Origin of the sequence: Mycolicibacterium baixiangningiae, from assembly GCF_016313185.1 — a bacterium.
Taxonomy (GTDB): Bacteria; Actinomycetota; Actinomycetes; order Mycobacteriales; family Mycobacteriaceae; genus Mycobacterium; species Mycobacterium baixiangningiae.
On the sequence record NZ_CP066218.1, the window covers coordinates 1844190 to 1860536 of the forward strand.

General features: G+C 67.8%; 17 protein-coding genes. 15 read left to right on the forward strand and 2 right to left on the reverse strand.

All coding sequences use genetic code 11. From position 1 onward, the window contains the following. Positions 1-9: 9 nt before the first annotated feature. The gene (thrB, locus tag I7X18_RS08660; protein WP_193048292.1) at positions 10-954 is read left to right on the forward strand and encodes a homoserine kinase; all 945 of its coding nucleotides are present in this window, start codon (positions 10-12) and stop codon (positions 952-954) included. 290 nt (positions 955-1244) lie between these two features. After that, the gene (gene rho, locus I7X18_RS08665; protein ID WP_193048293.1) at positions 1245-3308 is read left to right on the forward strand and encodes a transcription termination factor Rho; all 2064 of its coding nucleotides are present in this window, start codon (positions 1245-1247) and stop codon (positions 3306-3308) included. A gap of 86 nt (positions 3309-3394) precedes the next feature. Here the strand turns inward: rho and I7X18_RS08670 are convergent, their stop codons facing one another. After that, the gene (locus I7X18_RS08670; RefSeq protein ID WP_193048294.1) at positions 3395-4000 is read right to left on the reverse strand and encodes a TetR/AcrR family transcriptional regulator; all 606 of its coding nucleotides are present in this window, start codon (positions 3998-4000) and stop codon (positions 3395-3397) included. A gap of 143 nt (positions 4001-4143) precedes the next feature. Between I7X18_RS08670 and fadD1 the strand changes: the two genes are divergently transcribed. After that, positions 4144-5739: a fatty-acid--CoA ligase FadD1 gene (gene fadD1 / locus I7X18_RS08675; RefSeq protein WP_193048295.1), complete on the forward strand. Its 1596-nt coding sequence runs from the start codon at positions 4144-4146 to the stop codon at positions 5737-5739. Here the strand turns inward: fadD1 and I7X18_RS08680 are convergent. After that, positions 5720-6124, reverse strand: coding sequence for a MarR family winged helix-turn-helix transcriptional regulator (locus I7X18_RS08680; protein WP_193048326.1), 405 nt, complete (start codon positions 6122-6124; stop codon positions 5720-5722). The genes fadD1 and I7X18_RS08680 overlap by 20 nt on opposite strands. Positions 6125-6233: 109 nt before the next feature. Between I7X18_RS08680 and I7X18_RS08685 the strand changes: the two genes are divergently transcribed. The 12 genes from I7X18_RS08685 (at position 6234) to atpA (ending at position 16340) form a co-directional block, all read left to right on the forward strand. Continuing rightward, on the forward strand, positions 6234-6824 hold the full coding sequence (locus I7X18_RS08685) for a maleylpyruvate isomerase family mycothiol-dependent enzyme (RefSeq protein ID WP_193048296.1): 591 nt from the start codon (positions 6234-6236) through the stop codon (positions 6822-6824). Positions 6825-6942: 118 nt separating this feature from the next. Next, positions 6943-7176 (forward strand): 50S ribosomal protein L31, encoded by a 234-nt coding sequence (gene rpmE / locus I7X18_RS08690; RefSeq protein WP_193048297.1) that lies wholly within the window; start codon positions 6943-6945, stop codon positions 7174-7176. 75 nt (positions 7177-7251) lie between these two features. Then, on the forward strand, positions 7252-8322 hold the full coding sequence (prfA, locus tag I7X18_RS08695) for a peptide chain release factor 1 (protein WP_193048298.1): 1071 nt from the start codon (positions 7252-7254) through the stop codon (positions 8320-8322). Further along, a complete protein-coding gene (gene prmC, locus I7X18_RS08700; RefSeq protein WP_193048299.1) occupies positions 8319-9167 on the forward strand; it encodes a peptide chain release factor N(5)-glutamine methyltransferase in 849 nt (282 codons plus the stop codon). Before prfA ends, prmC begins: the two co-directional genes overlap by 4 nt. Further along, entirely contained in the window at positions 9164-9820 is a 657-nt protein-coding gene (locus I7X18_RS08705; protein WP_193048300.1) for an L-threonylcarbamoyladenylate synthase, read from the forward strand. Before prmC ends, I7X18_RS08705 begins: the two co-directional genes overlap by 4 nt. A gap of 31 nt (positions 9821-9851) precedes the next feature. After that, positions 9852-11030: a glycosyltransferase family 4 protein gene (locus I7X18_RS08710; RefSeq protein ID WP_193048327.1), complete on the forward strand. Its 1179-nt coding sequence runs from the start codon at positions 9852-9854 to the stop codon at positions 11028-11030. A 237-nt stretch (positions 11031-11267) separates the two neighbouring features. After that, positions 11268-11714: an ATP synthase subunit I gene (locus I7X18_RS08715; RefSeq protein WP_193048301.1), complete on the forward strand. Its 447-nt coding sequence runs from the start codon at positions 11268-11270 to the stop codon at positions 11712-11714. After that, positions 11711-12466 (forward strand): F0F1 ATP synthase subunit A, encoded by a 756-nt coding sequence (atpB, locus tag I7X18_RS08720; RefSeq protein WP_193048302.1) that lies wholly within the window; start codon positions 11711-11713, stop codon positions 12464-12466. Before I7X18_RS08715 ends, atpB begins: the two co-directional genes overlap by 4 nt. A 74-nt stretch (positions 12467-12540) precedes the next feature. Beyond that, positions 12541-12786: a F0F1 ATP synthase subunit C gene (locus I7X18_RS08725; protein ID WP_011561261.1), complete on the forward strand. Its 246-nt coding sequence runs from the start codon at positions 12541-12543 to the stop codon at positions 12784-12786. 20 nt (positions 12787-12806) lie between these two features. Beyond that, positions 12807-13316: a F0F1 ATP synthase subunit B gene (locus tag I7X18_RS08730; RefSeq protein WP_193048303.1), complete on the forward strand. Its 510-nt coding sequence runs from the start codon at positions 12807-12809 to the stop codon at positions 13314-13316. Positions 13317-13318: 2 nt separating this feature from the next. Then, positions 13319-14650 (forward strand): F0F1 ATP synthase subunit B/delta, encoded by a 1332-nt coding sequence (locus I7X18_RS08735; RefSeq protein ID WP_193048304.1) that lies wholly within the window; start codon positions 13319-13321, stop codon positions 14648-14650. Positions 14651-14693: 43 nt separating this feature from the next. Beyond that, on the forward strand, positions 14694-16340 hold the full coding sequence (gene atpA, locus I7X18_RS08740) for a F0F1 ATP synthase subunit alpha (RefSeq protein WP_193048305.1): 1647 nt from the start codon (positions 14694-14696) through the stop codon (positions 16338-16340). Positions 16341-16347 lie beyond the last annotated feature (7 nt).

Consider the following 16347-nt stretch of genomic DNA (forward strand, 5'->3'; position numbering starts at 1 on the left):
GACGTATAGGTGACGCAGACTCTTCCCGCCGGCCTGACGGCGACGTCGGTCGTCGCGGCCTCGAGCGCGAACCTAGGCCCCGGCTTCGACAGCCTCGGCCTGGCGCTCAGCCTGTACGACGAAATATTCGTCGAGACAGTCGATTCCGGGCTGACCGTCACCGTCGAGGGAGAGGGTGCCGGGCAGGTTCCGCTGGACTCCTCGCATCTGGTGGTGCGGGCGATCGAGGCAGGTCTGCGCGCGACGGGCTGCACCGCGCCGGGCCTTGTGGTCCGGTGCCGCAACGACATTCCGCACTCCCGCGGCCTCGGATCCTCAGCCGCTGCCGTGGTCGGAGGGCTCGCTGTGGCGAATGGGCTTGCGGCACAGATTGATTCGTCGACGCTCACCGTCGAGCAGCTGATTCAGCTGTCGTCGACGTTCGAAGGCCATCCGGACAACGCCGCCGCGGCTGTGCTGGGCGGTGCGGTGGTCACCTGGACCGACGGTGTCGGCGAGCAGGCACGCTACGCCGCGGCGCCGCTGCGGCTGCATCCCGACATCCACCTGTTCCCGGCCGTGCCGCAGCAGCGGTCCTCGACCGCGGAGACCCGGGTGCTGCTTCCGGAACAGGTGAGCCACACCGACGCCCGCTTCAACCTCAGCAGGGCGGCGCTGTTGGTGGTCGCGCTCACCGAGCGCCCCGACCTGCTGATGGCCGCCACCGAAGACGTACTGCACCAACCGCAGCGAGCGGCCGCGATGCCGGCGTCGGCGGAATTTCTGCGGGTACTTCGTGGTTGTGGTGTAGCAGCGGTGTTGTCGGGGGCTGGACCCGCGGTCATCGCACTCGGGTCCCAACCCGAGCTGCCCGCCGAGGCAGTCGAGTTCGGCGCCGCGCACGGGTTCACCATTTCGGAGATGGCCGTGGGCGACGGTGTGCGCTGGTCAACCGGCGTCGCCGCGCGCAGCTAGGGCTTGACACGCGTCACGCGAGTTGCGGGGTTTCTTGCTTCCAGCACGTAAGCGGGTTATTCTCGGTTTCGTCCAGCAATTGCAGCGTCTCTGCTTGCGCGACATTAGGACGACCCTCATCTTTCCCGTGTTTCACTCGTGGACCGACGGTTCGCCCTGTAATGGCGAATCTCGGCGATCACCGTCGCACAGGCGACGGTGGGACCTTCGCGTTCGGCGGATCGACTGAACGCCGAGGACATTTTGAGCCCTCGCTCAACGCAATCAGCGAGGGATAAGAAAGGAAATCCGTGACTGATACGGACCTCTTCACGGCCGACAGCGCTGAGCACACAGAGTTGCCGAGCATCGTGACCACTGCTAGTTCTCCGGCGTCGGACGGCGCGGCCGCCCCGACCGCCGACGTGGCGTCGGGCAATCGTGCCGCCTCGCTGACCTCGATGGTTCTGCCCGAACTGCGCGCTCTGGCCAGGCAGATCGGCGTCGAAGGCGCCTCCGGCATGCGCAAGAGCGAGCTGATCGCCGCGATCCGCGAACGTCGCGGTGACGGGAACAGCGCGAAGGCCGAGAGCGGCGCGAAGGCCGAGAGCGGCGCCGACACTGCGGCCGCGCCGCAGACGCCGCCGCGTCGCGAGCGTCGTGGTGCATCCCGCCAGGCAGGCGCCGCCGACGCCAAGGCTGCCGAGAAGCCCGTCGAGAAGGCTGTCGTCGAGACCGCTGCCGCGCCGGCCGAGCAGCCAGTTGCCGAGCCGAAGGCTGACCGCCCCAAGGCGGATCGCGCCAAGGCCGACAAGTCCACGGAGCAGCCGAAGGCCGAGGAGCCCAAGGCTGACCAGGCAAAAGCCGAGGAGCCCAAGTCCGACCAGCCGAAGTCCGAGCAGCGCCGGGCGGACCGGCCCAGGGCCGATCAGTCGGGCGAGAAGTCGGACGGCGATCAGCGGCAGTCCAACCGCAACGCCAACGACCGCAACAACGAGCGCAACGCCAACGACCGCAACAACGAGCGCAACGCCAACGACCGCAACAACGAGCGCAACGCCAACGAGCGCAACGCCAACGACCGCAACAACAACAACGACGATGACGAGGACGGCGACGGCCGCGGGGGCCGGCGGGGACGCCGGTTCCGTGATCGCCGACGTCGTGGTGAGCGCGGCAGCGAGACCGGCGGCGGTGCCGGTGGCGACACCGAGCTCCGCGAGGACGACGTCGTGCAGCCCGTGGCGGGCATCCTCGACGTCCTCGACAACTACGCGTTCGTGCGCACCTCGGGCTACCTGCCCGGGCCGAACGACGTGTACGTGTCGATGAACATGGTCCGCAAGAACGGGCTGCGCCGTGGCGATGCCCTCACCGGCGCGGTCAAGGTGTCCAAGGACGGCGACCAGCCCAACCAGCGTCAGAAGTTCAACCCGCTGGTGCGGCTCGACAGCGTCAACGGTGGGCCCGTCGAGGACGCCAGGAAGCGGCCCGAATTCGGCAAGCTGACCCCGCTGTACCCGAACCAGCGGCTGCGCCTCGAAACCGGCCCGGACAAGCTGACCACCCGTGTGATCGACCTGATCATGCCGATCGGCAAGGGCCAGCGTGCGCTGATCGTCTCGCCGCCGAAGGCCGGTAAGACCACGATCATGCAGGACATCGCCAACGCGATCACCCGCAACAACCCGGAATGCCACCTGATGGTGGTGCTCGTCGACGAGCGTCCGGAAGAGGTCACCGACATGACGCGCTCGGTCAAGGGTGAGGTCATCGCCTCGACCTTCGACCGCCCGCCGTCAGACCACACCACGGTGGCCGAGCTCGCCATCGAGCGCGCCAAGCGCCTCGTCGAGCAGGGTAAAGACGTCGTGGTGCTGCTCGACTCGATCACCCGTCTGGGTCGTGCGTACAACAACGCCTCACCGGCGTCGGGCCGCATCCTGTCAGGTGGTGTGGACTCGACCGCGCTGTACCCGCCGAAGCGCTTCCTGGGTGCCGCGCGCAACATCGAAGAGGGTGGCTCGCTGACCATCGTCGCGACCGCGATGGTGGAGACCGGGTCGACCGGTGACACGGTCATCTTCGAGGAGTTCAAGGGCACCGGCAACGCCGAGCTCAAGCTGGACCGCAAGATCGCCGAACGCCGGGTGTTCCCCGCCGTCGACGTGAACCCGTCCGGTACCCGCAAGGATGAACTGCTGCTCTCGCCCGACGAGTTCGCGATCGTGCACAAGCTGCGTCGCGTCCTGTCGGGGCTCGACAGTCATCAGGCCATCGACCTGCTGATGAGCCAGCTGCGCAAGACCAAGACCAATTACGAGTTCCTGGTCCAGGTCTCCAAGAACGCGCCCGGCCAGCCGGACAACGACTAAACCGGACGCGGACCAAGCCCTACACCGAAAAGCCCCCGCCGCGGCGGGGGCTTTTTCGTGCCGTGAACGCACGGTCGCGCGCCGACTCACACCGCGGGGTCCGCCTTCAGTCCCGGGATCACATACCTGCGGACATGGGTGAGCAGCGCGACCGGGTCACGCGGATCGAGCGTGTTACCGGGCACGGTCGCCAGCGAGATCAGCGAACGCGCCACCCATTCCGACGCCTCGGCGATGTCGGTCGCGGGGTGGATCTCACCGCGTTCCCGGGCGGCCACGAGGTAGCGGCTCCAGAAGTCGGCGAGGTCGGGTACCAAACCCTGCACGCCGGCGCCTGCGCACGCCGCGAATTCCTCGGGCTCCTCGAGGCGCAGTTTCATCAGCAGGGCGCCGGGATCCTCATAGGCCAGCCGGCCGTGACGAATGCCTGCCGAGATCTGCTCGGCCAGGCCGTCGATGCGCTCGAGCAGCGCGTGTGCCTCCGACCAGTACGCCTCATTGAGGCGCACGATGGCGGCGCCGAGCAGAGACACCTTGTCCGGGAAGTGCCGGTAGAGCCAGCCGCGGGAGACCCCGGCCACCTCGGCGACCTCGGACACCGTCGTCGCACGGATTCCCTTGGCGCGCAAGCACGATTCGGCCGCATCGATCAAACGATCGCGCACGGACTGCGTGGGGGTGGTGGCCGTCACGAAGCTGGGATCCTCCTTCGAGCATTTTGCCGCGCGGATGACCGCGACGAGTGCATTCTGCTACAGGCGTTCGGACCCAGTGCGCCGGACGAACGTGGTAGACAGATCCGAAATTCTGTTCACTCAGCGAACGAGGTGCATCTGTGCCGAACACTCTGCAGGGGTTGCTGCGTGAACGCGCCGATTCCGACGCCGTCGCCGTCCGCCACGGCGACCGCACCTGGACGTGGCGCGAACACATCGCCGACGCGTCCCGGCAGGCCGCGGCCGTCATCGCCGAGGCCGACCCGGCCCGGCCGCTGCACGTCGGCGTTCTGTTGGGCAACACCCCGGACATGCTCACCGCACTGGCCGCCGCCGCACTCGGTGGCTACGTGCTGTGCGGGGTGAACACGACCCGGCGCGGCGAAGCGCTGGCCAGGGACATCGCCCGGGTGGACTGTCAGATCCTGCTGGTCAACGCCGAACACCGAGCTCTGATCGACGGTCTTGACCTGCCGGGCGTCACCGTATTCGACACCTCGACCGGCGACTGGGCGCAGCGGTTGACCGACGCTCCCGGGCTCACCCCGCACCGGGAGGTCGGCGCTGAGGACACCTTCATGATGATCTTCACCTCCGGCACCAGCGGTGAACCCAAGGCGGTGCAGGTACCGCACGCGATGGTGCTGTTCGCAGGTAGCGCGCTGGTGGAGCGTTACGGGCTCACCGGGGCTGACGTCTGCTATCTCGCCATGCCGCTGTTCCACTCGAACGCCGTCTACGCGGGCTGGAGTGTGGCCGTGGGTGCCGGTGCGGCGATGGCGCCCGCGACGTTCTCCGCGTCGCGGTTCCTGTCCGACATCCGCCACTACGGCGCCACCTACATGAACTACGTCGGCAAACCACTGGCCTACATCCTCGCGACCACCGAGAGACCCGACGATCACGACAACCCGCTGCGCATCGCCTTCGGCAACGAGGCCGCCGACCGTGACATCGAGGCCTTCGGCCGACGCTTCGGTTGCACGGTGTGGGACGGCTTCGGGTCGACGGAGACCGCCGTCATCATCACCCGGCCCGACGACTGCCCGCACGGCTCGATCGGCAGGGGTTTTCCCGGTGTCGCGATCTACGACCCCGCCACCGTGCGCGAATGCGAGGTGGCGCAGTTCGACGCGAACGGGGCGCTGCTCAACGCCGACACCGCGGTGGGGGAGTTGGTGAACACCGCGGGCGGCGGGCTGTTCCGTGGCTACTACAACGATCCGGGCGCCACCGACGAGCGGATGCGCAACGGCATGTACTGGTCGGGCGACCTCGCCTACCGCGACGCCGACGGGTGGATTTACCTGGCCGGACGCACCGGCGACTGGATGCGGGTGGACGGTGAGAACCTCACCGCGGCGCCGATCGAACGGATCCTGCTGCGGCTTCCCGCGATCAACAGGGTGGCGGTGTATCCGGTGCCCGACGACCACGTCGGGGACCAGGTGATGGCGGCCATCGTGCTGCAGGACGACGCGAAGCTCACCCCCGAGGAGTTCGAGGGATTCCTCGCCGCACAACGAGACCTGTCCCCGAAGGCCTGGCCGCGGTACGTGTGGATCGCCGACGACCTGCCGAGCACCGCGACCAACAAGATCCTCAAACGCGAACTGGTGGCCATGGGCACCGAGCCACGCGGCCGCCGCATCTGGAAGCGGGACCGGACCGCGTTCGAGGTGCTGGAGGCGTCGCTCAGCGATACGGATCGGTGATCTCGCGCAGCGCGAGCAGCCCGCCGCGCATCTGCGTGAACGCCGCGTCGCCCAGGTGCGCGCGCCACTCGCCCTCCACCTTCGCGAGCTCGGCCGCCGCGGCCGCGCACAGCCGCTCGCCGCGCCGGCTCAGCATGACCAGCCGGGCGCGCGCGTCTGCGGGATCCGGTCTGCGCACGACGTAGCCCGCGCGCTCGAGTTCGTCGACCAGGGCGCCAGCGGTCTGTTTGGTGACGCGGGCTTGTTCGGCGAGATCGGTGAGCCGGATGCCGGCCGGGTTCAGACGCTGACCGATCCGGCACTGCGCCAGGGTGAGGTCGTCGAAGCCGGCCGCGCGGAGCGCATCGAACACCCGGGACTCCGCGGCGCGATGAGCGATGAACATCAGGGCCGTGGTGCTGGGGGCATCGTCCACGACGTTCTCGTCCACACCGTTGACTTTAGTCTGGTGTCCTGACTATTTTAGTCAGGGAACCTGACCAGTGGGAGGCGCGATGCAATCCGACGACATCTGGGCGCACATCGACGCCGAACGGGCCGACCTCGCCGACTTCCTCGACACGCTGACCCCCGAGCAATGGGCCACCCCGTCGCTGTGCGCCGACTGGACTGTTCGGGACGTCGCGGTTCACCTGACCCAGTCGACGACCAGTTGGCCCCGGCTGGGATGGCAGGCCGTGCGGTCGGGGTTCCGCTTCGACGCGATGGTCTCGCGGGCCGCCAGGGAGGATCCACGGACACCGGACGAGATCGTCGCGGCGCTGCGCGCGATGGTCGGAGTACGGCGCCGACCCCCCGGAACGGCGGTGGCGGACCCCCTCGCCGACGCACTCGTGCACGGTCAGGACATCGCCGTTCCCCTGGGGATCGACCGGCCGATGCCGGTGGGTCCGGCGGTGATCGCCGCGAAGCGGTTGTGGACGATGGGGTTCCCGTTCCACGCGCGCAAGAGGTTCGCCGGTATCGAACTGCGGGGCGCCGACGCCGACTTCGCGGTGGGCAGCGGCCGGCCCGTCGTCGCTCCCATCCGCGACATCGTGCTGGCCCTGTCCGGGAGGAATAGCGCGGTCTCACCGCGCGTTTAGGCTGTCAGCGGTTGACCTGGCATAATTGACCGCTAGTCACACCCTCGGTTCCGGTTCACGCCCCACTCAGCGCAGGTCATGAGCGGCGACCCGGCGGCCACGATCGAAGAGGACACCAATGAAGACGGGTATTCACCCTGACTACGTCGAGACCACGGTCCAGTGCGGCTGCGGTAACACGTTCACCACACGCAGCACCAAGAAGACCGGCAACATCGTCGTCGAGGTCTGCTCGCAGTGCCACCCGTTCTACACCGGCAAGCAGAAGATCCTCGACAGCGGCGGCCGCGTCGCGCGCTTCGAGAAGCGCTATGGCAAGCGGACCACGAACAAGGACGCTGCCGACAAGTAGCTACCCACCCGACGCCCGTTCTGTCGCCACGCGCGCAGGCCGGGCGTCGGTTTGCGTTCCGGGAAGGAGGTCGCGATGAGTGCTCACTCCGCGATGAACACGCTGCTCGCTGAGCATGCCGACCTGGAGCGCCAGCTCGCCGACCCCGCGCTGCACGCCGACGCGGGCAAGGCGCGCAAGGCTGGTCGCCGGTTCGCGCAGCTCGCGCCGGTCGTCAACACCTATCGCAAGCTCGAAGCCGCAAGGGGCGACCTCGAGGCGGCCCGCGAGCTGGGCGCCGACGACGAGTCCTTCGCCGCCGAGGTGCCCGAACTCGAAGCCGCCGTCGATCAGCTGGAAACCCAGCTCTCGGACCTGCTGGCGCCGCGGGACCCGCACGATCCCGACGACGTCGTCCTCGAGGTGAAGTCGGGGGAGGGCGGCGAGGAGTCCGCGCTGTTCGCCGCCGACCTGGCGCGCATGTACATCCGGTACGCCGAGCGACACGGGTGGACGGTGACGGTGCTCGACGAGACCCATTCCGATCTCGGCGGTTACAAGGACGCCACGCTGTCCATCAGGAGCAAGGGCGACACCGCCGACGGGGTGTGGTCGCGGCTGAAGTTCGAGGGCGGCGTGCACCGTGTGCAGCGTGTCCCGGTCACCGAATCGCAGGGCCGGGTGCACACGTCGGCGGCCGGCGTGCTGGTCTACCCGGAGCCCGAAGAGGTCGAGCAGGTCCAGATCGACGAATCCGATCTGCGCATCGACGTCTACCGGTCGTCCGGCAAGGGCGGGCAGGGCGTGAACACCACCGACTCCGCGGTGCGCATCACCCATCTGCCCACCGGGATCGTCGTCACCTGCCAGAACGAGCGCTCCCAGCTGCAGAACAAGGCGCGCGCCATGCAGGTGCTCGCAGCGCGGCTGCAGTCTCTCGCCGAGGAGCAGGCATCCGCCGACGCCTCGGCGGACCGCGCCAGCCAGATCCGCACCGTCGACCGCAGCGAGCGGATCCGGACGTACAACTTCCCGGAGAACCGGATCGCCGACCACCGCATCAACTTCAAGGCCCACAACCTCGACCAGGTGCTCGACGGTGAACTCGACGCCCTCTTCGACGCGTTGGCGGCGGCCGAGAAACAGGCGAGACTCCAGCGAGCATGAGTCTGCGCCGGGTCATCGACGACGCCGCAACCGTGTTGGCCGCGGCCGGGGTCGGATCGCCCAGGGTCGATGCGGAGCTGCTGGCAGCGCACGCGGCGGGGACCGAGCGCGGGCGGCTTCTCGTCGCTGACCTGCCGTCCGATTTCCAAGCCCGATTCGACGACCTCGTCGCGGCCCGGGCCAAGCGGATACCGCTGCAGCACCTCACCGGGACCGCGGCGTTCGGGGCGGTGCAGGTGCACGTGGGCCCCGGCGTGTTCGTCCCGCGGCCCGAGACCGAAGCGTTGCTGGAATGGGCGCTGTCCCAACGACTTCCGGAAACGCCGGTGATCATGGACCTGTGCGCCGGCTCCGGCGCGCTGGCGCTCGCGATCGCCACCGCCCGTCCGAGGGCGCGGGTGATCGCCGTCGAGAACTCCGCCGCGGCACTCGACTACACCCGCCGCAATCTCGACGGCACCGGCGTTGAGGTCCTCGACGCAGACGTCACCGCCGCCGGCCTGCGCCCGGATCTCGAAGGGGCCGTCGACCTCATCGTCGCCAACCCGCCCTACATCCCTGACGGGGCCGCGCTGGATCCCGAGGTCGCCGACCACGATCCGGCCACCGCCCTGTTCGGGGGAGTCGACGGCATGGTGGTCATCGACGCGATCGTCGCCCAGGCGCAGCGGTGGCTGCGCCCCGGCGGCCGGTGCGCTGTCGAGCACGACGACACCACCTCGGCGCAGACAGAAGCGGCCTTCCGCCGCAGCGGTGTATTCGATGACGTGACCGCCCGTACAGACCTGACCGGCCGGCCGCGCTTCGTCACCGCCCGGCGTCGACCGACTACGGAGGGGCGATGACCGAACTGTTCGACTGCACCGACCCCGATACGCGCGCGGCCGGTATCGCCGCCGCGGTCGGTGCGCTCAAAGAGGGCGGGCTCGTGGTGCTGCCCACCGACACCGTCTACGGCATCGGTGCCGACGCCTTCGACAACGCGGCGGTCGCGGCGCTACTGGCCGCCAAGGGACGGGGGCGTGACATGCCGGTGCCCGTGCTGGTCGGTTCGTGGCACACCATCGAGGGGCTCGTCTACACGGTCCCCAACACCGCGCGGGAACTGATCCGGGCGTTCTGGCCAGGTGCGCTCAGCCTGGTGGTCCGCCAGGCCCCGTCGCTGCCGTGGGATCTCGGCGACGCGAACGGCACGGTGATGCTCCGGATGCCGCTGCATCCGGTCGCGATCGAACTGCTGCGCGCGGTGGGCCCGATGGCGGTGTCCAGCGCGAACATCTCCGGCCGCCCGGCGGCGGTGTCGGCCGCCGACGCCCGCGAGCAACTCGGTGACATGGTCGACGTCTACCTCGACGCCGGACCGTCCGAGCAGCAGGCGGCGTCGACGATCGTCGACCTCAGCGGCGCGCACCCCCGCATCCTGCGCACCGGGCCGGTCACGGCCGAAGCCGTCGCCGACGTACTCGGCGTCAACACCGAAAGCCTGCTCACGGAGTGAGCACAGCTGCGTGCCGTACGGTTTCGCGGTGATGGTCGAGTACCTGGCGCTCTCCGACCGCGGCGCGGGCGTCCCGCTGCGCGAACTCGTGCTCGTCGGGCTGACGGCGGCGATCATCACTTACCTCGCCACCGGATGGGTCCGCGTACTCGCGACGCGCCTCGGTGCGGTGGCCTATCCACGCGAGCGCGACGTGCACGTGCAGCCGACCCCGCGGATGGGCGGTCTGGCGATGTACGTCGGTGTCGCCGCAGCCGTGCTGCTCGCCTCGCAGCTGCCCGCGCTGACCCGCGGCTTCGTCTACTCCAACGGGATGCCCGCGGTCGTGGTCGCCGGTGGGCTCATCATGGTGATCGGGCTGATCGACGACCGGTGGGGACTCGACGCGCTGACCAAATTCGCCGGCCAGCTCACCGCGGCCAGCGTGATGGTCACGATGGGTGTGGCGTGGAGCGTGCTCTACATCCCGATCGGCGGGGTCGGCACCATCGTGCTCGACCAGGTCGCCTCGATCCTGCTGACGCTGGCGCTCACGGTGGCGATCGTCAACGCGATGAACTTCGTCGACGGACTCGACGGGCTGGCCGCCGGTCTGGGGCTGATCACCGCATTGGCGATCTGCATCTTCTCGGTGGGGCTGCTGCGCGACCACGGCGGCGACGTGCTCTTCTATCCGCCCGCGGTCATCTCGGTGGTGCTCGCCGGGGCCTGTCTGGGCTTCCTGCCGCACAACTTCCACAAGGCCAGGATCTTCATGGGGGACTCGGGGTCGATGCTGATCGGCCTGATGCTGGCCGCCGCGTCGACAACCGCGGCCGGGCCGATCTCGCAGACGGCCTACGGCGCACGCGACGTGTTCGCACTCCTGTCGCCATTCCTGCTCGTCGTCGCCGTCATGTTCGTGCCCGCACTGGACATGCTGCTCGCGATCATCCGGCGCACCCGTGCCGGACTCAGCCCGTTCAGCCCGGACAAGATGCATCTGCACCACCGTTTGCTGGAGATCGGCCACTCCCACCGCCGCGTGGTTCTGCTGATCTACCTATGGGTCGGCATCGTCGCCCTCGGCGCGGCGAGCACGATTTTCTTCGATCCCCGGCACACCGGCGCGGTCATGCTCGGCGCGACTCTGGTGGCCGTCGTGGTGACTCTCGTTCCGTTGATCAGACGGCGCGAAGTAGCAGGGGAGAGCGTGTACGACGAAAAGTAGTAGGCCCCGTTTAGGGCCGCCTACCATGTGGTAACGTGCTGCTAGAACCCGAAGAAACCTCGCGGGTTGCCGGCCACCGGCCCGTCGGTTCGCCACCGATTGGGAGCCGTTTCCGACCGACAAAAGGGAGTACCCCTTGGGTGATTCCAGCGAGCCTGTAGCCCTCCGATACGCTCGGCAGGTTACTCACAGGAATCGGGATAGCTCCTCCTACCAACCGCGGATTGAGGTGAAGCAGTGACGACGCCAGCGCAGGACGCGCCGTTGGTGTTGCCGGCAGTCGCCTTCCGGCCTGTCCGCCTACTCGTCATCTGCGTGGTATTGGCCGCAGCCGCGGCGGTCGCCGCAGCGCTGCTCGGCTACCCGATGGTGGGCCTGTTCTTCGCGATCGGCCTCGGGCTCGGTCTGACCAACGCCGTCATGATCCAGCGCTCGGTCGAATCGATCACCGCCAAGGACCATCCGCTCAAACGCAACATGGCCATGAACTCGGCCACCCGACTGCTGATCATGACCGTGATCGGACTGACCATCGCCTACGTCTTCAGGCCCCAGGGTCTCGGCGTGGTGTTCGGCATGGCGCTGTTCCAGGTGATCCTGGTGGCGTCGACGGCGCTGCCGGTGGTCAAGAAACTCAAAGCCCAGGCCGCTGAAGGACTCGAAGGAGAGACTCCACAGCAATGACGCAGACGTTCCTCGCCGCGGAAAGCGGCATCCAGGTCGGCCACCACACGGAGGCCCATTGGTTCGGGCTGACGGTCAACACCGACACGATCCTGTCGACCGCGATCGCCGCCGCGATCGTGCTCGGGCTGGCGTTCTTCCTGCGCGCCAAGGTGACCTCCACCGGGGTGCCCAACGGTGTGCAGCTGTTCTGGGAAGCGCTGACGGTGCAGATGCGCAACCAGATCGAGGGCGCGATCGGGATGAAGGTCGGCGGCTTCGTGCTTCCGCTGGCCGTCACGCTGTTCGCGTTCATCCTGATCGCGAACTGGCTGTCGGTGCTTCCGGTGCAGTACTCCGACGAGACCGGCATCCACGAACTGCTCAAGCCGGCGGCCTCCGACATCAACTTCGTGCTGGCGCTGGCCCTGTTCGTGTTCATCGCCTACCACGCCGCCGGGTTCTGGCGCCGCGGCCTGCTCGGACACCCCAAGAAGCTGCTCAAGGGCCACGTCGCCGTGCTGGCGCCGATCAACCTGGTCGAAGAGCTCGCCAAGCCGATCTCCCTGTCCCTGCGACTCTTCGGCAACATCTTCGCCGGCGGCATCCTCGTCGCCCTGATCGCGCTGTTCCCGCCGTGGATCATGTGGGCGCCCAACGCAATCTGGAAGATGTTCGACCTGTTCGTCGGTGCGATCCAGGCGTTCATCTTCGCGCTGCTGACGATCCTGTACTTCAGCCAGTCGATGGAGCTCGACGAACACCACGACTGATCTGCACGACCGCTCGAATCAACGCTCGACCCACGTCCTGGTAGTCAACTACCAGTTATCAAGGAGGATAAGGAATGGATCCCACAATCGCTGCCGGCGCGCTCATCGGCGGTGGGCTCATCATGGCCGGCGGCGCGATCGGTGCCGGTATCGGTGACGGTATCGCCGGTAACGCGCTGATCGCCGGTATCGCCCGCCAGCCCGAGGCCCAGGGTCGCCTGTTCACGCCGTTCTTCATCACGGTCGGTCTGGTGGAGGCCGCGTACTTCATCAACCTGGCGTTCATGGCGCTGTTCGTCTTCGCAACCCCGGTTGCTTAGTCAGTTTGGAATCCTCAGTCATGGGTGACCTGAGCACGACCATCTTGGCCGCGGAGGAAGGCGGGGGCGGAAACTTCCTCGTCCCCAACGGCACCTTCTTCTTCGTGCTGCTCATCTTCCTGATCGTCTTGGGTGTCATCGCCAAATGGGTGGTGCCCCCGATCAGCAAGGTGTTGAACGACCGCGAAGCAATGGTCACCAAGACGGTCGAGGACAACCGCCGATCGGCCGAACTGTTCGCCGCCGCACAGGCCGACTCCCGGCAGGTGATGACCAAGGCACGTCGTGACGCCGCGGCCATCCGGGACGAGGCCCGCGGCGAGGGACGCACGATCCTCGAGGACATGCGGTCGCGTGCCAGCGCGGAATCGGCGTCCACCCTGCAGAAGACCAATGAAGAGCTGTCCCGGCAGGGTCAGCAGACCGCGGCCGAATTGCAGTCGTCGATCGAGACGTTGTCGGCCACACTGGCCAGCCGCGTTCTCGGTGTCGACATCGCCAGCGCTGCCGCGACGAGCCAGGGACGGTAGCGATGTCGACATTCATCGGTCAGCTCATCGGGTTCGCGGTCATCGTGTTCCTGATCGTGCGTTTCGTCGTGCCGCCCGTGCGGCGCATGATGACCGCGCAGCAGGAGACGGTGCGCCGTCAGCTCGAGGAGAGCGCCACCGCGGCGAACAAGGTGGCGCAGGCGGATCAGCAGCACGCCAAGGCTGTCCAAGAGGCCGAGGTGGACGCCAAACGGGTGGTCGAAGAGGCCCGGGCCGACGCCGAGAAGATCGCGGAGCAGATGCGCGTGCAGGCCGACGCCGAGGTGGAGCGCATCAAGGTCCAGGGGGCGGCGCAGGTGCAACTGCTGCGCCAGCAGCTGATCCGTGAGCTCCGTGCGCACCTCGGCACCGAGTCGGTGGTCCGGGCACGCGAACTGGTCCGCGATCACGTATCCGACGACGACAACCGTTCGGCGACCGTCGACCGGTTCCTCGACGAGCTCGACGCCATGGCGCCCTCGGATGCTGTGCTCGACGACGCCGCGGGTACCCGGTTGCGCTCGACGAGCCGGGACGCACTCAAGGCACTGGTATCGCGGTTCGACGAACTGACCGCCGGTGTCGACGCGGACGGGCTCACGGCCCTCGGCGACGACCTGGCCGAGGTCGCGAAGCTGCTCAAGACCGAGCCGGTGCTGAGCAAGCACTTCGGTGAACCCACCGCGGACGGCGAGGCCAAGGCGAACCTGGCGGAAGCCGTGCTGTCGGGCAAGATTTCCGACACCGCGCTCGACGTTGTGAAAACCGCTGTGACGCAACGGTGGTCGGGTCAATCGGACCTGGACTACGCCGTCCGGCACATGGCGCGGTTGGCACTGCTGGTGCGCGCCGAGCGCAACAACGAGACCGGTGAGGTCGAAGACCAGCTGTTCCGGTTCAGCCGGATCCTGGACTCCGAGTCGCGGCTGAGTGGGTTGCTCAGCGACTACACCACCCCCCTCGACGGCCGGCTCGGACTGCTGGACCGGCTGCTCGAGAACCAGGCAGGCGCGACCACCAGGGCGCTGCTGGCGCAGACGGTCGAGCTACTGCGCGGCGAACGCGCCGACGAGGCGGTGCGCGAACTGGCCGAGCTCGCGGTGGCGCGGCGCGGCGAGGTCGTGGCGCACGTCAACGCCGCGGCGGAACTCAGCAACGCACAGCGCACCCGGCTCGCCGAGGTGCTCGGCCGCATCTACGGTCGTCCGGCATCCCTGCAGCTGCACATCGATCCCGACATGCTCGGCGGCCTCACCATCGCCGTCGGCGACGAGGTGATCGACGGGTCATTGGCATCGCGGCTGACTTCGGCCGAAACCCAGCTGCCCGACTAACTCCGAACTCCACCAGACTCAACACAAAGGCAGGAACGAACCCATGGCAGAGTTGACTATCTCGGCTGCTGACATCCAAGGGGCGATCGAGGACTACGTCGCCAACTTCGCCACCGACACCGAGCGGGAAGAGATCGGCACCGTCATCGACGCCGGTGACGGTATCGCGCACGTCGAGGGCCTGCCCTCGGTGATGACGCAGGAACTCCTCGAGTTCCCCGGCGGTGTCCTGGGTGTCGCACTGAACCTCGACGAACACAGCATCGGCGCGGTCATCCTCGGTGACTTCCAGAAGATCGAAGAGGGCCAGCAGGTCAAGCGCACCGGCGAGGTGCTGTCCGTGCCCGTGGGTGACGGCTTCCTGGGCCGCGTGGTGAACCCGCTCGGCCAGCCCATCGACGGCCGCGGAGAGATCGAGACCACGGAGCGTCGCGCACTGGAGCTGCAGGCGCCCTCGGTGGTGCAGCGCCAGGGCGTGGGGGAACCGCTGCAGACCGGCATCAAGGCGATCGACTCGCAGACGCCGATCGGCCGCGGCCAGCGCCAGCTGATCATCGGTGATCGCAAGACCGGTAAGACCGCGGTTTGCGTCGACACGATCCTCAACCAGCGCCAGAACTGGGAGACCGGCGACCCGGACCAGCAGGTGCGCTGCGTCTACGTCGCGATCGGTCAGAAGGGCACCACGATCGCCAGCGTGCGCCGCACCCTCGAAGAGGGTGGCGCAATGGACTACACCACCATCGTCGCGGCGCCTGCCTCGGATTCGGCCGGCTTCAAATGGCTTGCGCCGTACACCGGTTCGGCGATCGCCCAGCACTGGATGTACGACGGCAAGCACGTTCTGATTGTGTTCGACGATCTGACCAAGCACGCCGAGGCTTACCGCGCGATCTCGCTGCTGCTGCGCCGCCCCCCGGGCCGCGAGGCCTTCCCCGGCGACGTGTTCTACCTGCACTCGCGGCTGCTGGAGCGCTGCGCGAAGTTGTCCGACGAGCTCGGCGGCGGCTCGATGACCGGACTGCCGCTGATCGAGACCAAGGCCAACGACATCTCGGCCTACATCCCGACCAACGTCATCTCGATCACCGACGGCCAGTGCTTCCTGGAGACCGACCTGTTCAACCAGGGTGTGCGGCCGGCCATCAACGTCGGCGTCTCGGTGTCCCGTGTGGGTGGCGCCGCGCAGATCAAGGCGATGAAAGAGGTCGCCGGCTCACTGCGACTGGATCTGTCGCAGTATCGCGAGCTGGAGTCGTTCGCAGCGTTCGCCTCTGACCTGGATGCGACCTCGAAGGCGCAGCTGGACCGCGGCGCCCGACTGGTTGAACTGCTCAAGCAGCCGCAGAACAGCCCGATGCCCGTCGAGGAGCAGGTCGTCGCGATCTTCCTCGGCACGAGAGGTCACCTCGACACGGTGCCGGTCGAGGACGTGCAGCGCTTCGAGCAGGAACTGCTCGAGCACGTGCGTTCGTCGAAGGAGGAGATCTTCACCGAGATCCGCGAGAGCAAGAAGCTCTCCGAGGACCTCGAGAGCAAGTTGACCGACGTGGTGAACGAGTTCAAGAAGGGCTTCGAGACCACCTCCGGTGAATCCGTGGTTGTCGACGAAAACGTCGACGCCATGTCTGAGGATGACCTCGAGAAGGAATCGGTGAAGGTCCGCAAGCCCGCCCCGAAGAAGAAGTAAGGCGCTC